The sequence below is a fragment of the Bordetella saccharivorans genome, assembly GCF_045862855.1.
Classification (GTDB): domain Bacteria; phylum Pseudomonadota; class Gammaproteobacteria; order Burkholderiales; family Burkholderiaceae_B; genus Bordetella_A; species Bordetella_A petrii_F.
Genome location: NZ_BAAFZO010000001.1, coordinates 3,180,067 through 3,196,224, shown reverse-complemented (window position 1 = coordinate 3,196,224; position 16,158 = coordinate 3,180,067). Strand labels below are relative to the sequence as shown.

Annotated in this window: 16 protein-coding genes; 9 read left to right on the top strand and 7 right to left on the bottom strand. The window is 67.8% G+C overall.

From position 1 onward, the window contains the following. Positions 1-50 precede the first annotated feature (50 nt). The 9 genes from ACKTT0_RS15365 to ACKTT0_RS15325 all read left to right on the top strand — a co-directional run bounded on the left by ACKTT0_RS15365 (position 51) and on the right by ACKTT0_RS15325 (position 8,638). On the top strand, positions 51-1,550 hold the full coding sequence (locus ACKTT0_RS15365) for a leucyl aminopeptidase (RefSeq protein ID WP_407850706.1): 1,500 nt from the start codon (positions 51-53) through the stop codon (positions 1,548-1,550). A 19-nt stretch (positions 1,551-1,569) separates the two neighbouring features. Next, positions 1,570-2,013, top strand: a complete 444-nt coding sequence (locus tag ACKTT0_RS15360) for a DNA polymerase III subunit chi (protein WP_407850705.1) — start codon at positions 1,570-1,572, stop codon at positions 2,011-2,013. 22 nt (positions 2,014-2,035) lie between these two features. Further along, the gene (locus ACKTT0_RS15355) at positions 2,036-2,419 is read left to right on the top strand and encodes a hypothetical protein (protein ID WP_407850704.1); all 384 of its coding nucleotides are present in this window, start codon (positions 2,036-2,038) and stop codon (positions 2,417-2,419) included. Positions 2,420-2,566: 147 nt separating this feature from the next. Beyond that, entirely contained in the window at positions 2,567-3,277 is a 711-nt protein-coding gene (locus tag ACKTT0_RS15350; RefSeq protein ID WP_407850703.1) for a Bax inhibitor-1/YccA family protein, read from the top strand. 142 nt (positions 3,278-3,419) lie between these two features. Further along, positions 3,420-4,061, top strand: a complete 642-nt coding sequence (locus tag ACKTT0_RS15345) for a PliI family lysozyme inhibitor of I-type lysozyme (protein WP_407850702.1) — start codon at positions 3,420-3,422, stop codon at positions 4,059-4,061. Positions 4,062-4,246: 185 nt separating this feature from the next. Further along, positions 4,247-5,461: a Hint domain-containing protein gene (locus tag ACKTT0_RS15340; protein ID WP_407850701.1), complete on the top strand. Its 1,215-nt coding sequence runs from the start codon at positions 4,247-4,249 to the stop codon at positions 5,459-5,461. 117 nt (positions 5,462-5,578) lie between these two features. Beyond that, positions 5,579-6,541, top strand: a complete 963-nt coding sequence (locus tag ACKTT0_RS15335; protein ID WP_407850700.1) for a Bug family tripartite tricarboxylate transporter substrate binding protein — start codon at positions 5,579-5,581, stop codon at positions 6,539-6,541. Positions 6,542-6,559: 18 nt separating this feature from the next. Beyond that, on the top strand, positions 6,560-7,537 hold the full coding sequence (locus ACKTT0_RS15330; RefSeq protein ID WP_407850699.1) for a M14 family metallopeptidase: 978 nt from the start codon (positions 6,560-6,562) through the stop codon (positions 7,535-7,537). 3 nt (positions 7,538-7,540) lie between these two features. Next, positions 7,541-8,638, top strand: a complete 1,098-nt coding sequence (locus tag ACKTT0_RS15325; protein ID WP_407850698.1) for a pyridoxal-phosphate dependent enzyme — start codon at positions 7,541-7,543, stop codon at positions 8,636-8,638. Between the two features lie 49 nt (positions 8,639-8,687). Here the strand turns inward: ACKTT0_RS15325 and ACKTT0_RS15320 are convergent, their stop codons facing one another. The 7 genes from ACKTT0_RS15320 to ACKTT0_RS15290 all read right to left on the bottom strand — a co-directional run bounded on the left by ACKTT0_RS15320 (position 8,688) and on the right by ACKTT0_RS15290 (position 16,139). Continuing rightward, complete coding sequence (locus tag ACKTT0_RS15320) at positions 8,688-9,596, bottom strand: LysR family transcriptional regulator (RefSeq protein ID WP_407850697.1); 909 nt, start codon at positions 9,594-9,596, stop codon at positions 8,688-8,690. A gap of 15 nt (positions 9,597-9,611) precedes the next feature. Then, a complete protein-coding gene (recO, locus tag ACKTT0_RS15315) occupies positions 9,612-10,199 on the bottom strand; it encodes a DNA repair protein RecO (protein WP_407850696.1) in 588 nt (195 codons plus the stop codon). Continuing rightward, complete coding sequence (gene era / locus ACKTT0_RS15310; protein ID WP_407850695.1) at positions 10,192-11,082, bottom strand: GTPase Era; 891 nt, start codon at positions 11,080-11,082, stop codon at positions 10,192-10,194. The genes recO and era overlap by 8 nt, the downstream gene beginning before the upstream one ends. Beyond that, the gene (gene rnc / locus ACKTT0_RS15305) at positions 11,079-11,840 is read right to left on the bottom strand and encodes a ribonuclease III (protein ID WP_028356351.1); all 762 of its coding nucleotides are present in this window, start codon (positions 11,838-11,840) and stop codon (positions 11,079-11,081) included. Before rnc ends, era begins: the two co-directional genes overlap by 4 nt. A 1-nt stretch (position 11,841) precedes the next feature. Next, a complete protein-coding gene (lepB, locus tag ACKTT0_RS15300; RefSeq protein WP_407850694.1) occupies positions 11,842-12,726 on the bottom strand; it encodes a signal peptidase I in 885 nt (294 codons plus the stop codon). 21 nt (positions 12,727-12,747) lie between these two features. Further along, the gene (gene lepA / locus ACKTT0_RS15295; RefSeq protein ID WP_407850693.1) at positions 12,748-14,541 is read right to left on the bottom strand and encodes a translation elongation factor 4; all 1,794 of its coding nucleotides are present in this window, start codon (positions 14,539-14,541) and stop codon (positions 12,748-12,750) included. Between the two features lie 128 nt (positions 14,542-14,669). Then, positions 14,670-16,139: a DegQ family serine endoprotease gene (locus ACKTT0_RS15290; RefSeq protein ID WP_407850692.1), complete on the bottom strand. Its 1,470-nt coding sequence runs from the start codon at positions 16,137-16,139 to the stop codon at positions 14,670-14,672. Positions 16,140-16,158: the final 19 nt, after the last annotated feature.

Below are 16,158 nucleotides of genomic sequence, written 5' to 3'. Positions count from 1 at the left end.
AAATATGCGGGATAATCAACCGCACTGCATCACGCACACGGGAATCCTCCATGGAATTTAGCACACAGACCACCGCTTCCCTGCACCAGATCAAAACCGCCGCGCTGGCGGTGGGCGTGTACGCCGACGGCGAACTCAGCCCGGCCGCCGACATCATCGACCGCGCCAGCAACAACGCGGTGCGCACGGTCGTCAAGGCCGAATTCCGCGGCCGCGCCGGCGCCACGCTGGTGCTGCGCGCCCTGCCCGGCGTATCGGCGCAGCGCGTGGTGCTGGTGGGCCTGGGCAAGCAGGCCGAATACGGCGCGCGCGCGCATGCCGCCGCCGAACAAGGCTTCGCGGCGGCTTGCGTGGCGGCGCGCGTCACCGAGGGCGTCTCGACGCTGGCGGCCAACCCCATCGCCGACGTGGCCATGCGCGCCCGCGCGCGCGCCGCGGCTGTCGCGGCGGGCAATGCCACCTACCATTACGACGCGACCTTCGGCAAACCCGACCGCGACGCCCGCCCCAAACTCAAGAAAATCGTCCAGGTCGTCGAACGCGGCGACGCCGCGCAGGCCCAGCAGGGGCTGCGCGAGGGCGCCGCCATCGCGCACGGCATGGAACTCACCCGCACGCTGGGCAACCTGCCGGGCAACGTGTGCACGCCTACCTACCTGGGCGACACCGCCAAGAAACTCGCGCGCGAATTCAAGTCGCTCAAGGTCGAAGTCCTGGACCGCAAGCAGGTCGAGGCGCTCGGCATGGGCTCGTTCCTGTCGGTGGCGCGCGGCTCCGACGAGCCGCTGCGCTTCATCGTGCTGCGCCATGCCGGCAAGGCGGCCAAGAAGCCCGCCAAGGCGGGGCCGGTGGTGCTGGTGGGCAAGGGCATCACCTTCGATGCCGGCGGCATCTCGCTCAAGCCCGCCGCCACCATGGACGAAATGAAGTACGACATGTGCGGCGCGGCCAGCGTGCTGGGCACCTTCCGCGCCCTGGCCGAGCTCGAACTGCCGGTCGACGTGGTGGGCCTGATCGCCGCCTGCGAGAACCTGCCCAGCGGCAAGGCCAACAAGCCTGGCGACATCGTCACCAGCATGTCGGGCCAGACCATCGAGATCCTCAACACCGACGCCGAAGGCCGTCTGGTCCTGTGCGACGCCCTCACCTACGCGGAACGCTTCAAGCCCTCGGCCGTGGTCGACATCGCCACCCTGACGGGCGCCTGCGTGGTGGCGCTGGGCCACGTCAATACCGGCCTGTTCACGCCGGACGACGCCCTGGCCGACGCCCTGCTGGCGGCCGGCCGCCAGGCGCTCGACACGGCCTGGCGCATGCCCCTGGACGACGCCTACCAGGACCAGCTCAAGTCGAATTTCGCGGATATCGCCAACATCGGCGGCCCTCCGGGCGGCGCCGTCACCGCGGCCTGCTTCCTGTCGCGCTTCGCCAAGGCCTACCGCTGGGCCCACCTCGACATCGCCGGCACCGCCTGGCGCAGCGGCAAGGACAAGGGCGCCACCGGTCGCCCGGTACCCCTGCTGATGCAGTTCCTGCTCGACCAGGCCTGAGCCGGCCCCGGCCACGCCCATGACGCGCATCGACTTCGCCTTCGGCGCCCAGGACCGCTTGCGCGCGGCCTGCCAGACCGCGCGCAAGCGCTACCTGGCGGGCCAGCGGCTGGTGGTCTACTGTGCCGACGGCGCGCGCCTGGCCGCCTTCGACCGGATGCTCTGGGCGTTCGACGACACCTCATTCGTGCCGCACGTGCTGGCCAATGACCCGCTGGCGCCGGACACGCCGGTCGTGCTCACGGCAGCCGATCCGCGCGCCGCCGCCGGCAGCGCCGACGGCGAAGCCTGGCTGCTCAACCTGGACGACGACTGCCCGCCGGCCTACGATGGCTTCGCCCGCCTGCTCGAAATCGTCTCCGACGACCCGGCCGACCGCCAGGCGGCCCGGCAGCGCTGGCGCGCCTACCAGGCCGCCGGCCATGCGCCGCACAGCCATGACCTGGCCGGCCGCACCGCCTGACGGCCACTCTCAGGAGCCCCCGATGCCACGCTATTCGGACCCCGGCATTCCTACCTTGACGCAGCGCGCCGAACCCACCCTGGCGCCGCCCACGGAAACGGCCCCGCCGGCCCACTCCTCCGCCCCCGCAGCCCCGGACCTGCCGGTGCTGACACAGGTCGCCGACGAGCAGGCGCCTCCGATGCCGGCGCACGCCGCCGGCGGCACCGGCTTGCCGCACGCGGCCTGGAGCACCGCCACGGGCGTGGGCGCCGGCGACACCGTGCTGCGCGCCGCCCTGCAAGCCGAACTGGAGCAGGCCCTGCAGCGGGCCCTCGACGACGCCTCGGCGAACCTGCGCGCCCGGCTCGAGGCCGAGCTGCCCGCCCTGATCGACCGGGCGGTACGCAGCGTGCGCCCGGGCTGAGCCCGCGCCCGTCCACCGCCGGGTGGCTCCCGGAACACGGACCCGCGAAAAAAAGCCCCGGGAATGGATTTTTCAGGGAACTGTCAGGTATCCTAACCCTCTAAACCCATTGGGCAACCCCTTATCTGCCGCTCAGAGGAGCCGTCCATGAACGAATACCGTCCTTCCCCCTTCAACCGCTCCGGCGCCTACGCCGGCGCGCCGGGCGAAGTCGTCCGCAACAAGGTCCTGCGCAACACTTACTGGCTGCTGGCCCTGTCGCTGATCCCCACCGTGCTGGGCGCGGCGGTCGGGCTGTACACCGGCGTGAACCAGGTGATGATGGCCAGCCCCGGCCTGTCGGCCATCGTGTTCCTGGTGGGCGCCTTCGGCCTGATGTTCGCCATCGAGAAAAACAAGCACAGCTCGGTGGGCGTGGCCCTGCTGCTGGCATTCACGTTCTTCATGGGCATCATGCTGTCGCGCCTGCTGGGCTTCGTGCTGGGCATGGGCAACGGCGCCCAGCTGGTCATGACGGCCTTCGGCGGCACCGCCGTGGTGTTCGGCACCATGGCCACGCTGGCCACCACCATCAAGCGCGACCTGTCCAGCATGCAGAAGTGGCTGTTCACCGGCGCAGTGGTCATCCTGGTGGCGGCGCTGGCCAACATCTTCCTTCAGATGCCGGCCCTCATGCTCACCATCTCGGTGCTGGCCATCGTCATTTTCTCGGCCTTCATGCTGGTGGACCTGCAGCGCGTGGTCAACGGCGGCGAAACCAACTACGTGTCCGCCACCCTGGCCATCTACCTGGATGTCTACAACGTCTTCTCGAACCTGCTGATGCTGCTCGGCATCTTCGGCGGCGACCGCGAATAACCCGCCATACTCCGCATTTCGGGGCCCGCCGCTGCGGGCCCTTTTTCATGCGCCATGGACAGCAGGCACGGCGCGTGCTAAATGACCTATGCCCCCACCCTTCGCGAGAAACCGGATGACCCCGCACGCCCTCCGCCCAACCTTGGCCGCCGCCCTGCTCGCCGCATCGCTGGCCGGCCAGCCGGCCCTGGCGAGTTCGCCGGCCGCCTGGCAACAGCAGCAGGACAAGGCCCTGCGTCAATGCGCGCAAGCCTCGGGGCTGGCGCAGGCCGAACAGGTTGGCACGCCGATGCAATTCGACGACCGCTCCGGCCAGACCGCCTTGCTGGTGCGCGGCAACGCCACCCAGCCCCATATGAAGGGCGTGCCGGTCAGCATGCTGTGCCTGGTGGATCGGCGCAGCGGCCAGGCCAGCGTCGTCGAATGGACCGGCTCTGCCAGCCCGGCCGACGCCGCCGCGCCCGCGCCCATCGTGGTGCCGCTGGCCGCCGCGCCCGCTGCGGTGGTGGTGGCCCAGGAACCAGGCGAACCGGCCTCGATCGGCTCGTACAGCGTGCGCCTGTACCGCGATCTTTCCGTGGGCGACTATGCCGATGGCTTGATCCGGCCGCGCGACGGTGAATTGCGGCAGGCCGAGCTGAAGGACCTGGACGGCGACGGGCAGCCTGAACTGGCGGTGACCCTCGTCACGGCGGGCTCGGGCAACTACCGGACGCTGGACGTCTACAAGATCGAGGACGGCAAGCGCCTGCGCTGGCTGCCGGCATTGGCGAAGATGCCGTAGTCCAGGGAGCACCCTGGGCCAAGCCGGTGCCACTCCGAATTCATGTCAAAATCAGACATATCACTACTTTTCAATGCCGGAAAAGTCCTGACGAAATAAAAAGGGCTACCCTGACTGCTCTCTGAACATCCTGCAGACCGGCGCGGTCGAACGGCCGCTCTCGGAAGCCAGCTGAGGAGACGCACATGGGACACCCGGTGGAGTATCAATTGCCCGGCGAAGGCATCTGGTCGGAGGACCTTCCTCCGTTCAATGATTTCACTTTGCTGATGCAGGGCGAGAATTATTTCTTTGCGGGCTCGGAAAGAAGCGGGGTTGAATTCCACGGGATACTCGATGTCCGCATCGTGGGGGATGCTCCGGGCGAGAACCGGATCTCGATCGAGAGCAATTCGGACGTCGAGCTCACCAATTTCACGGGCTTGAAGGAAGGCCAGACGGCCGGCATTTATCTGCAGGATAACTGCTCCGTATCGTTCCGTGGGGATACCTTCGATGCAGCCTCCCTGGGCCTGACCGAGTTCAGCTTTTCCAGTGGCCCCTCGCTGATCAAATACACGGCTCTGGAGGGCGCGCCGGATCTTTCCCTCTTTCCCCGCATATCCGAACAGGCGCCCATGGGACCCGAAAGCACCTTGCAGATCGTGCAGGAAAACGCGGACGGATCTGTCTCGTCGGCGACCCGCGTGGAATTCGCCGATGGGGTCCTGACTGCGTACAACGGGGATGTGCCCATCGCGAGGTTTGGCATGCCCGGCGTGCCCGAAGACACTCGATTCGAGGTGGAGCCCGACGGTTCGGTCAGCTTTGCCTGCTTCCTGCGCGGCACGCTGATCGCCACACCTCAAGGTGACAAGCCGGTGGAAACGTTGCAATGCGGCGACCTGGTCTCGCTTCATCGTGGAGGCGCCACCGCCATAAAGTGGATCGGTACCCGCAGGCTGCGCAAGAACTGGATCCCGCCCGGACAAGCCCCGCGCGCATTTCCCATTCGGTTCGCCGCCGGCTCTCTTGGGCCAGACATGCCGAAGCGGGAGCTGGCGCTTTCCCCCGGGCACCATCTATATATAAACGGCAAGCTGGTCGCCGCGTACCTGCTTGTTAACGGCACGACCATCGCCCAGGACGACTCGCTCGCCGTCTTCGAATATTTCCATATTGAGCTCGAGAGCTTTGATATCCTGATCGCGGAAGGCGTGCCGGTCGAATCCTACGTCGACACCGGCAATCGCGCCATGTTCGAGAATTGCCCCGAACACTTGAAGGGCCGGCCAGGCAGTCGGCCGAAGACAGCGGGCATGGCGATCCTGCGCGATGGGCCCTTGCTTGACGAAATGCGCGAGCGCATCGGGCAGGGCTTGCCGATATACGAGGTGGAGGCGGCGCTCAGCCTAGGATGAGCGTCGCGCTCAATGGCACCTATTCGCTTTTATCGAACATCCATATCAAGAAAACGAACGACTTCCCCACGGCCGCGCCGCACAATGGCGCAGCCCTCAACGACTCGGGAGGTCGTCATGAAAAACACTATCCGTCTTGCCGCCCTGGCCCTGCTGCTGGCCGCGCCGCCCGCCATGGCCGATTACCCTGAACGCGCCATTACCCTGATCGTGCCCGCCGCCGCGGGCGGCAATGCCGACATCACTGCCCGCCTGGTCGGCCAGGCCATGAGCCAGCAACTGGGCCAGCCCGTGGTGATCGAGAATCGCGTGGGCGCGGGTGGTCGCATCGGCACGCAGGCCCTGGCGCGCGCCAAGCCCGACGGCTACACCATCGGCTACGCGCATGTAGGCACCCTGGTGCTGCACCGCTACCTGTTCAAGCAACAGCTCTACGACCTCGACAAGGACATCGTGCCGATCGGCCTGGTGGCCGAGACGCCCAACGTGATCGTGGTGAACGCCTCGTCGCCGTGGCAAGACCTGCGCGGCTTCATCGAGGCGTCCAAGGCCCAGCCCGACCGCCTGACCATGACGTCGGCGGACCCCGGCACGACCAGCGAAGTGGGCGTCAAGCTGTTCGTCGCGCAGACCGGCGCCGCCGTGCGCCAGATTCCCTACAAGGCCACCGCGGCGCAATTGGCCGACCTGCTGGGCGGCCATGTGGATTCCATGATGGAGAACTTGCCGCCGCTGCTGGGCAATTTGAAGGACGGCCGCCTGCGCGCGCTGGCCGTCACCACCCGGCAGCGGGCCGCTTCCAACCCGGACGTGCCCACTGTCGCCGAGCAAGGCTATCCGGACTACGAGCAATCGGCCTGGAGCGCGCTGGTGGCGCCTGCCGGCACCCCGCCGCAAGCGATCGAACGCCTGAACGCTGCGCTCAACGCGGCCCTGGCCTCGCCCGCGGTCAGCCAGGAACTGCGCGGCCGTTCGCAAGAGCCGCTGGGCGGCAAGCCGGCTGACGTCCAGGTCCAGATCGCGAAGGAACTGCCCAAGTGGGAGCGCATCATCAAAGCCTCCGGCACCACCCTGGATTGAAGCGAGGAACCCCGCCACATGGCCAAGACCAGCCGCGAAGACTTCTCCTGCGCCGCCGCGACCAATGCCTCGGCTTATCGCCGCGTCACGGTGCCGGTATTGCGCATTGACGCGGGCCCCGGCCCAGCCGTCGCCCTGGTGGCCGGCGTGCACGGCGACGAATGGGAGGGCCAGGCGGCCATGCTGGAGCTCTGGCACAGCCTGCCGGACAGCCTGCAGCGCGGGACGGTTTACCTGCTGCCCGCCGCCAACGCCGAGGCCTCCCTGGCCGGCACCCGGCTCTCGCCCTCCGATGGCGGCAACCTCAACCGCGCCTTCCTGGGCGCGCCGGTGCGCGGCTATACGGAAAGCGTGGCGGCCGCGCTCGAGGCGCGTTTGCTGCCGCGCATCGACGCGATGATCGACGTGCACAGCGGGGGCGCCTCGCTGCGCTACCTGCCCGCCTCGGTGATCACGCGCTACGGCTCGGATGCCTGCGATCCGCGCCTGCCCGCGCTGGCGCGGGCTTTCGGCCTGCCCCATTGCGTATTTTTCCGGTCAGGCGAAGACGGCTCCATGCCGGCGGCCGCCAGCCGCCACGGCGTGCTGCGCCTGAGCGCCGAAATCGGCGGCGGCGCGGAAACCCGCGCCGCGCTGGTCCGGCAATGCCGCGACGGCTTGCTGGGATGCCTGGCGGAGCTGGGGCTGCTCGAGGCGCGCGACCGTACTACCGCGCCGCCCGCGCTCTACGACCTGGATGCGCCGGCCGCCACCCTGCGCGCCCGCCATGGCGGCGTATTCGTGCCCGCCGTCGAACTGGGCGATGCGGTCGCGGCCGGGCAGGCGGTAGGCCAGATGGTCGAGCCGGCCCGCCCGGATACCCCCTCACTGGCGCTTGCCAGCCCGCAGGCCGGCACGGTCGTCTGCCTGCGCGCCATGGCCCGCAGCGACGATGGCGACTGCCTGCTGCAAGTGGCGCCCGCCCGCGCCCTGGATTCCCTTGTCGAGCTGTACTGAACCATGCTGATGAACCCCCGCTTGTCCAGCCTGCGCTGCATCCGCTGCCAGGCCGTCCTGCCCGTGGCCGATTATCCCGAGGGCTGCCCGCACTGCCTGGCCGCCGGCCACCCCGCCTCGCTCGAGTGCCTGTATGAACCGTCCAGCGACACGCGCATGCCCTTGCCGGTGCTCGATCCGGTCACGCTGGGGGAAGGCGCCACGCCCTGCCTGCCCGCCCCCGCCCTGGCGCTCGCCGAGGGCGTGGGCAGCGTATGGCTGAAATGCGAGGGCGCCAACCCGACCGGCAGCCACAAGGACCGCATGGCGGCCCAGTTGGTCTCGCGCGCCCGGCTGGCGGGCGCCGCACGCGTGGCGGCCGCTTCCAGCGGCAATGCCGGCGTGGCGCTGGCGGCCTATTGCGCGGCCGCGGGGCTGCAGGCCGACATCGCCATCATGCGCAATTGTCCGCCGCTGCAGCGCGAAGCCATGGAGCGCTTCGGCGCCCAGCTCGCCACTTTCGAGGACAGCCTGGCGCGCTGGCCGTATGTGGCGCGGCTGTGCCGCGAGGAAGGCGCCTTCGCCGGCACCAACTACCTGAACCCGCCCGTGGGCACGCACGCGTTCGGCGTGGAGGGCTACAAGCCGATCGCCGAGGAAATCCTCGACAGCGCCGGCCTGCCGACGGACATCCTGGTGCCGACCGCGCGCGGCGATCTGCTGTGGGGCATTATGCTGGGCTGGCAGCACCTGCGCGACACGGGCCGGGTGGCTCGCGTGCCGCGGCTGCACGCCATCGAGCCGTACCCGCGCCTGGCGCGGGCCCTTGCCAGCGGCGATGCGCGGGGCTTGTGGGATGGCACCACCGGGCAGTATTCGATCGCCGGCGGCACCTGCACCCTGCAATCGCTGCAGGCGCTGGCGCGCTCCGGCGGCACGCCGCTGGCGGTTTCCGACGCCGCCGCCGCACAGGCGCAGCAACGGCTGGCGCACCTGGGGCTGGCCACCGAGCTGTCATCGGCCGCGGCCCTGGCGGGCATCGCGCAGCTCAAGCAAGCCGGCTTGGTCGATGCGGAATCGTCAGTGGTGCTGCTGCTGACGTCGGACGGCCGGCGCGGCTGAGGACGGCCGGGGCGCGGTCGCGCGGCATCGGACCGGCCGCGCGGGGCGGTCAGACGCCGAACCGCTGCACCAGCGGCGCCAAGGCCTCGCGCAGGCAGGTCGCCCAGAATTTGCCGGCCTCGGACAGCGGCCGGCTGCCGTGCAGGATCATGTGGCACTCGAAATGCACCGGCACGGCCAGGGGCCGGAACGCCAGCCCCATGGCTTCCATGCCTACCGCCGTGGCCGGGTTGGCAATACCCACGCCATGGCCCGCCAGCGCCAGCTGGCACACTGTGCTGGAATATGGCGTCTCGATCGCCACGCGCAGGGTCTCGCCGGCCGCCCGCAACAGGGCATCCAGGCGCTTGCGCGAGCCGTCTTCGCTGTTGAGCGCGATCACATCCGCCTCGGCCAGGCAGGCCAGGTCCACTTGCTCCAGGCGCGTCATGGGGTGCGTCCTCGGAAACACCGCCACTGCCCGCAGGCTCGCCAGCCGGTGCCCGCGCAGCCCTTCGAGCTCGGACTCGTCGGCCACCAGGGCCAGGTCGAGTTCGCCCGACACCACCATGTCCCGCAGGGTATTGGAGTCGCGGATCTGCAGGTACAGCGGCGTGTCGGGATAGCGTGCGCGAAAGCGCCCGATGGCCGGACTGACCACCACGCCGCTATAAGCATGGATGCTGCCGACCCGCAGGCGCGGCTGCGCCGCGCCGCGGATGGCGCGGATCTTGCGCCCCAGGCTTTCCAGGCCCACGTTCAGGCGCCGGATCTCCTCATACAGCAGGGTCGCCTCGGGGGTGCGCTGCATGCGCTGGCGCACCCGCTCGAACAGCCGCAGCTCTATGCTGGCCTCCAGCGCGGCCAGCGTGGCGCTGACGGTGGCTGGCGAGACATCCAGGCGCCGGGCCGCGGCCGTCACGCTCTCGGTTTCGTAGACGGTGCGGAAGGTTTCGACCTGCTTGAGCGTGAAGGTCATGGCGGCGCGCCGTGGTCAGATCCGCTGCAGGTCCAGCAGCACCCGCCGCGTCGACAGGGGCCGGCCGGCCAGGTTTGCGGCCAGCCGTTCGCGCAGGTCGCGCCGCAGCGCCGGTTCGATGGCGGGATCGTCGAAATCCGGCTCGGCCTCGTCGATGCCGTAGCCCGTCTCGCGCAGCAGGGTCCATTCGAAGCGCCGCAACGCGCCAGCCGCCCGCGTCCCGCCCGCCAGTTGCTGCAAGGCGGTGTCGTAGGCGTCGAACAACGCCGGGTGGGCGTCTTCGCGCGGCAGCAGGCGCAGCAGCAGTTCGTTCATGTACCAGGCCGACATCAGGCCCGTGCCGGTCAGCGCGCGCAGCCCGGCGACCTCGGCGCGGGTCAGCGTCTTCACCTCGCCGGCGCCGCTCCAGGACAGCAGCAGCGGCTGGAAGGCCGACAGCACCGGCCGCAACACCGAATACGGGCGCTTGGCGCCCTTGGCCACCAGCGCCACGCAGCCGTGTTCGCGGGAAAAACTCTGGACGATCAGGGATGTCTCGCGCCACGCGGTGGCGTGGAGCATATAGGCGGCGCAATCCTGGACGCGGTGCGCCCGTCTACTCATAGCCCAGGTCGCGCAGCGCGCTTTCGCGGTCCGACCAGCCCTTGCGCACCTTGATATAGACCTCCAGGTGCACCGGCTTGTCGAGCAGCTTGGCGATGTCCTGGCGCGCCTCGGTGGCGATGCGCTTCATGTGCGCGCCGCCGGCGCCCAGCAGGATGGGCCGGTGGCTGTCGCGCTCGACCACGACACAGGCGGCCACGCGGGCGTTCTGGTCGGTTTCCTCCCATTGCTCGATGACGACGGTACAGCCGTAGGGCAGTTCGTCGCCCACCAGGCGGAAGATCTTCTCGCGCAGCAGCTCGGCGGCGATGAAGCGCACCGGCCGGTCCGTCAGCGTGTCTTCCTCGAACAGCGGCTCGCCCTCGGGCAGGCGGCTGGCGATCTCGTCGAGCAGCTCGCCGAGTTGCTGGTTCTTGGCGGCGCTGACCGGCACCACGGCATCATAGGGATGCTGGGCGACGATCCTGGAGACGAACGGATAAAGCTCGTCGCGGCGCTTGAGCGCGTCGATCTTGCTGACCACCAGGATGGTCCGGCGCGGATCGGGCAGCAGCGGCAGCAGCTTGGCGTCGCCGTCGGTCCACTTGCCCGCCTCGACCACATGCACCACGACGTCCACTTCGGCCAGCGCCTGCGTGACCACCCGGTTCATCATGCGGTTCATGGCGCCGCCGTGGCGCGTCTGGAAACCCGGCGTGTCGACGAACACGAACTGCTCGCGCTCGCGCGTCAGCACGCCATGGATGCGGTGCCGGGTAGTCTGCGCCTTGCGCGACACGATGGAGATCTTCGAGCCGATCAGGGCGTTGGTGAGCGTCGACTTGCCGACATTGGGACGGCCGACCACGGCCACGAAGCCGGTCCGGAAAGGGGTATCGCTCATTTGACCTCTTGGGCAACCGCCACGGGCAGCGACAGTTGCGCGGTTTTGCGCGCCTTGCCGGACTTGCGCGCGGCACGGCTGGCCGGGCTGATGGTCTGGGCGGCCTCGAGCGCCAGCTTGGCGGCCGATTGCTCGGCCGCGCGCCGGCTGGCGCCGGGCGCCACGACTTTGATCTCAAGCGCCGGAATGGCGCATTCGACCTCGAATTGCTGGCTGTGCGCGGCGCCATGGGTGGCCACCACGGTGTACAGCGGCAGGGCCAGCTTGCGGCCCTGCAGGAATTCCTGCAACAGGGTCTTGGCGTCCTTGCCGAGCGTCTTGGGGTCGACGCTGGCCAGCACCGGCTGGTACTGGCGCACGATGACTTTGCGCGCCGCCTCGAAGCCGGCGTCCAGGAACGTGGCGCCGAAAATCGCCTCGACCGCGTCGGCCAGGATGGATGGGCGGCGAAAGCCGCCGCTCTTGAGCTCGCCCTCGCCCAGGCGCAGGTGTTGCGAGAGTTCCAGCCGCTGGCCGATGTCGGCCAGCGACGCCTGCTTGACCAGGTTGGCCCGCAGCCGCGACAGATCGCCTTCGTCGAGCTTGGGAAAACGTTCGAACAACATGGCCGCCACGACGAAATTCAGCACGGAATCACCCAGGAACTCCAGGCGCTCGTTGTGGCGAGCGCTGTGGCTTCGGTGCGTCAGCGCCTGCTCGAGCAGGGCGGGGTTGCCGAAGCGGTGATCCAGGCGGGTTTCCAGCGTGGCGAGGGACATGTCAATTAAAGCTGCCGATACGGCTGAGGTCGCTGAAGTTCATCCAGACGAAGAATGCCTTCCCGACGATATTAGCGTCAGGGACGAACCCCCAGTAGCGGCTGTCGGCGCTGTTGTCCCGGTTGTCGCCCATGGCGAAATAATGGCCTTCAGGCACTTTGCAGCGTACTCCATTACGGGCGTAATCGCAGTTCTTCAGGTTCGGAAATTTCCAGATCGGGCCGTAAATCTGCGATTTGCCTTCATCAAGCAGGATTTTGTGCTCAATTTCGCCCAATTTCTCTTTATACTGGGCAATATAAGAAACCCGGTCCGGCTCGAAATACTGGCCGTCGGCACTGTGCGGCACGAGTTGGCCATTGACGTAGAGCTTCTTGTCCACGTAGGCGACCTCGTCGCCCGGCAGGCCGACGATGCGCTTGATGTAGTCGACCGCGGGGTCGACGGGATAGCGGAACACCACCACGTCGCCGCGCTGCGGCGAGCCCACGTCGATGATCTTCTGGTCGACGATGGGCAGGCGTATGCCATAGCTGAATTTGTTGACCAGGATGAGATCGCCCGATTGCAGCGTGGGCAGCATCGAACCCGACGGGATGCGGAACGGCTCCACCACGAACGAGCGCAGCACGAACACGAACAGGATCACCGGGAAGAAGCTGACCGCGTATTCGACCCACCACGGCACGCGGGTGGCGGCCGAGGTGGCTTCCTGGCGCAGGCGCGCCGCTTCCTGGGGATCCGCGGCATGGCTGGTGTCGGTCGCCGCGGCGGCCGCCTGGCCGCGTTGCGCGCGCCGGCGCCGCAATACCGCGATATCCAGGGCCCAGATGACGCCGGTTACTACCAGCAGCACAAAAAGTATCAGTGCAAAATTCCAACTCATGGGTTATGCCGCCTTTTATCGCTACTTGTCTTCGACTTGCAGAATGGCCAGGAAAGCCTCTTGCGGGATTTCTACGCTGCCAACCTGCTTCATGCGTTTCTTGCCGGCCTTCTGCTTTTCGAGCAGTTTCTTCTTGCGGGTGATGTCGCCGCCGTAGCACTTGGCCAGCACGTTCTTGCGCAATGCCTTGACGTTCTCGCGCGCGATGACTTCGGCGCCGATGGCCGCCTGGATGGCCACGTCGAACATCTGGCGCGGGATCAGGCCCCGCATGCGGGTGACCACGTCGCGGGCCCGATGCCGGGCATTGGCGCGGTGCACGATCATGGCCAGCGCATCGACCTTGTCGCCGTTGATGAGCAGGTCGACCCGGACCACGTCGGCCGAGCGGTACTCGAGGAACTCGTAGTCCATCGAGGCGTAGCCGCGCGACACGGATTTGAGCCGGTCGAAGAAATCGAGCACGATCTCGGCCAGCGGGATCTCGTAGGTCAGGTGCACCTGGCGCCCGTGATAGCTCATGTTGATCTGCACGCCGCGCTTGTTGTTGCACAGCGTCATGACCGGCCCCACGTATTCCTGGGGCATGAACAGCGTCACCTTGACGATGGGCTCGCGGATGTCGGCGATCTTGCCGATCTCCGGCATGCGCGACGGGCTGTCGATGACCTCGAGGCTGCCGTCGCGCTGCTCGACTTCATATACCACCGACGGCGCGGTGGTGATGATGTCCATGTCGAATTCGCGCTCCAGGCGTTCCTGCACGATCTCCATGTGCAGCAGCCCCAGGAAGCCGCAACGGAAACCGAAGCCGAGCGCCTGCGAAACCTCGGGCTCGAACATCAGCGCCGCGTCGTTGAGCTTGAGCTTCTCGAGCGAATCGCGCAGTTGGTCGTATTCCGAACTTTCGACCGGATACAGGCCGGCGAACACCTGCGGCTTGACTTCCTTGAAGCCGGGCAGCGGGCTGGAGGCCGGCTTGCCGGCCAGGGTGATGGTATCGCCCACTTTGGCGTGGGCCAGTTCCTTGATGCCGGCGATGACGAAGCCCACCTCGCCGGCCGACAATTCGGCGCGTGGCTGCGACTTGGGCGTGAACACGCCGGTCTGCTCGCACAGGTGGGTGGCGCCGGAGGCCATCAGCAGGATCTTGTCCTTGGGACGCAGCACGCCGTTGATGATGCGCACCAGCATGACCACGCCGACGTAGTTGTCGAACCAGGAATCGATGATCAGCGCCTGCAGCGGCGCGTCGGGATCGCCCTGGGGCGGCGGCACGCGCGCCACGATGGTTTCGAGGATCTCGTCGATGCCCTGGCCGGTCTTGGCGCTGGCCAGCACCGCCTGCGAGGCATCGATGCCGATGACGTCCTCGACTTCCTGGCGTGCGGCATCGGGGTCGGCCTGGGGCAGGTCCATCTTGTTCAATACGGGCAGCACCTCGACGCCCAGTTCGATGGCGGTATAGCAATTGGCCACCGTCTGGGCCTCGACGCCCTGCGAGGCATCCACCACCAGCAGCGCGCCCTCGCACGCCGACAGCGAACGGCTGACTTCGTACGAGAAGTCCACGTGGCCCGGGGTGTCGATCAGGTTCAGGTTGTAGACCTTGCCATCCTGGGCCTGGTACTGCAAGGCCGCGGTCTGGGCCTTGATGGTGATGCCGCGTTCGCGCTCGATGTCCATGGAATCCAGCACCTGCGCGGACATTTCGCGCGCCGCCAATCCGCCGCAACGCTGGATCAGGCGATCGGCCAGGGTCGATTTGCCATGATCGATATGGGCAATGATGGAAAAATTGCGGATATGCTGCATAGGGTGGATTAAAAAGGGACAAATCGCGCGGGACCGGCGCGTGCGCCCGCCCGGCGGCGGGCCAAAAACGAGGGGGCGCATGGCGCCCCCTTTTTGCGGCAACCAGCCATTTTAGCTGGTCTTGCGGTTTATTTGGACGGCTCTACCGCCACCCACTGGGTCTGCTCGCCGCGGCGCACCAGCAAGCCGGCCGCCTTGCCCTTCGGCAGGCGCTTGACCAGGTCGTGGAACTGGCTGGCGCCGGTCACGTCGGTGTTGTTGACGGCCAGCACGATGTCGCCCGGCCGCAGGCCCGCCATGGCGGCCGGGCCGTCGGCGACGCGCACCTGTACCCCGCCCTTGACGCCAAGCTTGCGCTGGACGTCGGCCGGCAGGTCGACCACCGCCAGCCCCAGCGCATTGCCGGTCTGCTCGGGCACGGCTTCTTGCTGGTCGTCGGCGGCCGCGGCCGTGCTGGTGAGCTCGCCCACCTTGACCGACAGCGTGATCGTCTTGCCACGGCGCCACACTTCCATGTCGGCGCGGGTGCCGGGCTTGGTCTCGCCGACGATGCGCGGCAAGTCGGACCAGCGCTTGATCGGCTCGCCATGGAACGAGGTGATCACGTCGCCCGGCTTCACCCCGGCGTCGCCGGCCGGGCCGTCGGCCTCGACGTTGCTGACCAGCGCGCCCTCGGCGCGAGGCAGGCCGATCGCCTCGGCGACGTCCTTGCCGACTTCGCTGATCTGCACGCCGATGCGGCCGCGCGTCACCTTGCCGGTGGCGCGCAGCTGGTCGGCCACGCGCATGGCCTCGTCGATCGGGATCGCCAGCGAAATGCCCATGAAGCCGCCGCTGCGCGAGATGATCTGCGAATTGATGCCGACCACTTCACCGTTCAGGTTGAGCAGCGGACCGCCCGAGTTGCCCGGGTTGACCGCCACGTCGGTCTGGATGAAAGGCAGGTATTCGCCGGTGTCGCGGCCGATGGCGCTGACGATGCCGGCGGTGGCGGTGGAATCCAGGCCGAACGGCGAACCGATGGCCAGTACCCACTGGCCCTTCTTGAGCTGTTTCGGATTGCCGATGGACAGCGGTGTCATGCCCTTCGCGTCGACTTTGATCAGGGCCACGTCGGTGCGCTCGTCGGTGCCGATGACCTTGGCCTTGAATTCGCGCCCGTCGGTGAGCGTCACGTAGATATCGGCCGCGTCGCTGACGACGTGGTTATTGGTGAGGATATAGCCGTCTTCGGAGATGAAGAAGCCGGACCCCACGCCGCGCGGCACCTTGCGTTCCTCGGGGGCCTGGCGCGGCATCTGCTGCTGCGGCGGCATGCCGGGCGGCTGGAAATCGGGGCCGAAGAACCAGCGGAACAATTCGTAGGGATCGGTGCCGCCGGGCGAGCGCACCGGCACGTTGGCCGTGGTGCGGATGTTCACGACGCCGGGATCGACCTTGGCAATGATGCCGCTGAAATCGGGCAGCGCCACCGCGGGCGGGGCGGATTGAGTCTGGGCCTGCGCCACGGGCCCGTAGGCGCCAGCCAGCATGACGGCGGCCAGCAGGGCCAGGAGGAAGCGCCGGAAAAAAGAGTTCGACACTGAAAGTGTTTTCATGAGAGGACTCCGAAAATTC

Excerpts from the sequence above, each read along its gene's own strand:
- ACKTT0_RS15365 (WP_407850706.1), top strand. The coding sequence starts at position 51 with ATGGAATTTAGCACACAGACCACCGCTTCCCTGCACCAGATCAAAACC.
- ACKTT0_RS15325 (WP_407850698.1), top strand. The coding sequence starts at position 7,541 with ATGCTGATGAACCCCCGCTTGTCCAGCCTGCGCTGCATCCGCTGCCAG.
- era (WP_407850695.1), bottom strand. The coding sequence starts at position 11,082 with ATGAGCGATACCCCTTTCCGGACCGGCTTCGTGGCCGTGGTCGGCCGT.
- ACKTT0_RS15360 (WP_407850705.1), top strand. The coding sequence starts at position 1,570 with ATGACGCGCATCGACTTCGCCTTCGGCGCCCAGGACCGCTTGCGCGCG.
- ACKTT0_RS15330 (WP_407850699.1), top strand. The coding sequence starts at position 6,560 with ATGGCCAAGACCAGCCGCGAAGACTTCTCCTGCGCCGCCGCGACCAAT.
- recO (WP_407850696.1), bottom strand. The coding sequence starts at position 10,199 with ATGAGTAGACGGGCGCACCGCGTCCAGGATTGCGCCGCCTATATGCTC.
- ACKTT0_RS15290 (WP_407850692.1), bottom strand. The coding sequence starts at position 16,139 with ATGAAAACACTTTCAGTGTCGAACTCTTTTTTCCGGCGCTTCCTCCTG.
- lepA (WP_407850693.1), bottom strand. The coding sequence starts at position 14,541 with ATGCAGCATATCCGCAATTTTTCCATCATTGCCCATATCGATCATGGC.
- rnc (WP_028356351.1), bottom strand. The coding sequence starts at position 11,840 with ATGTCCCTCGCCACGCTGGAAACCCGCCTGGATCACCGCTTCGGCAAC.
- ACKTT0_RS15350 (WP_407850703.1), top strand. The coding sequence starts at position 2,567 with ATGAACGAATACCGTCCTTCCCCCTTCAACCGCTCCGGCGCCTACGCC.
- ACKTT0_RS15340 (WP_407850701.1), top strand. The coding sequence starts at position 4,247 with ATGGGACACCCGGTGGAGTATCAATTGCCCGGCGAAGGCATCTGGTCG.
- ACKTT0_RS15355 (WP_407850704.1), top strand. The coding sequence starts at position 2,036 with ATGCCACGCTATTCGGACCCCGGCATTCCTACCTTGACGCAGCGCGCC.
- lepB (WP_407850694.1), bottom strand. The coding sequence starts at position 12,726 with ATGAGTTGGAATTTTGCACTGATACTTTTTGTGCTGCTGGTAGTAACC.
- ACKTT0_RS15320 (WP_407850697.1), bottom strand. The coding sequence starts at position 9,596 with ATGACCTTCACGCTCAAGCAGGTCGAAACCTTCCGCACCGTCTACGAA.
- ACKTT0_RS15335 (WP_407850700.1), top strand. The coding sequence starts at position 5,579 with ATGAAAAACACTATCCGTCTTGCCGCCCTGGCCCTGCTGCTGGCCGCG.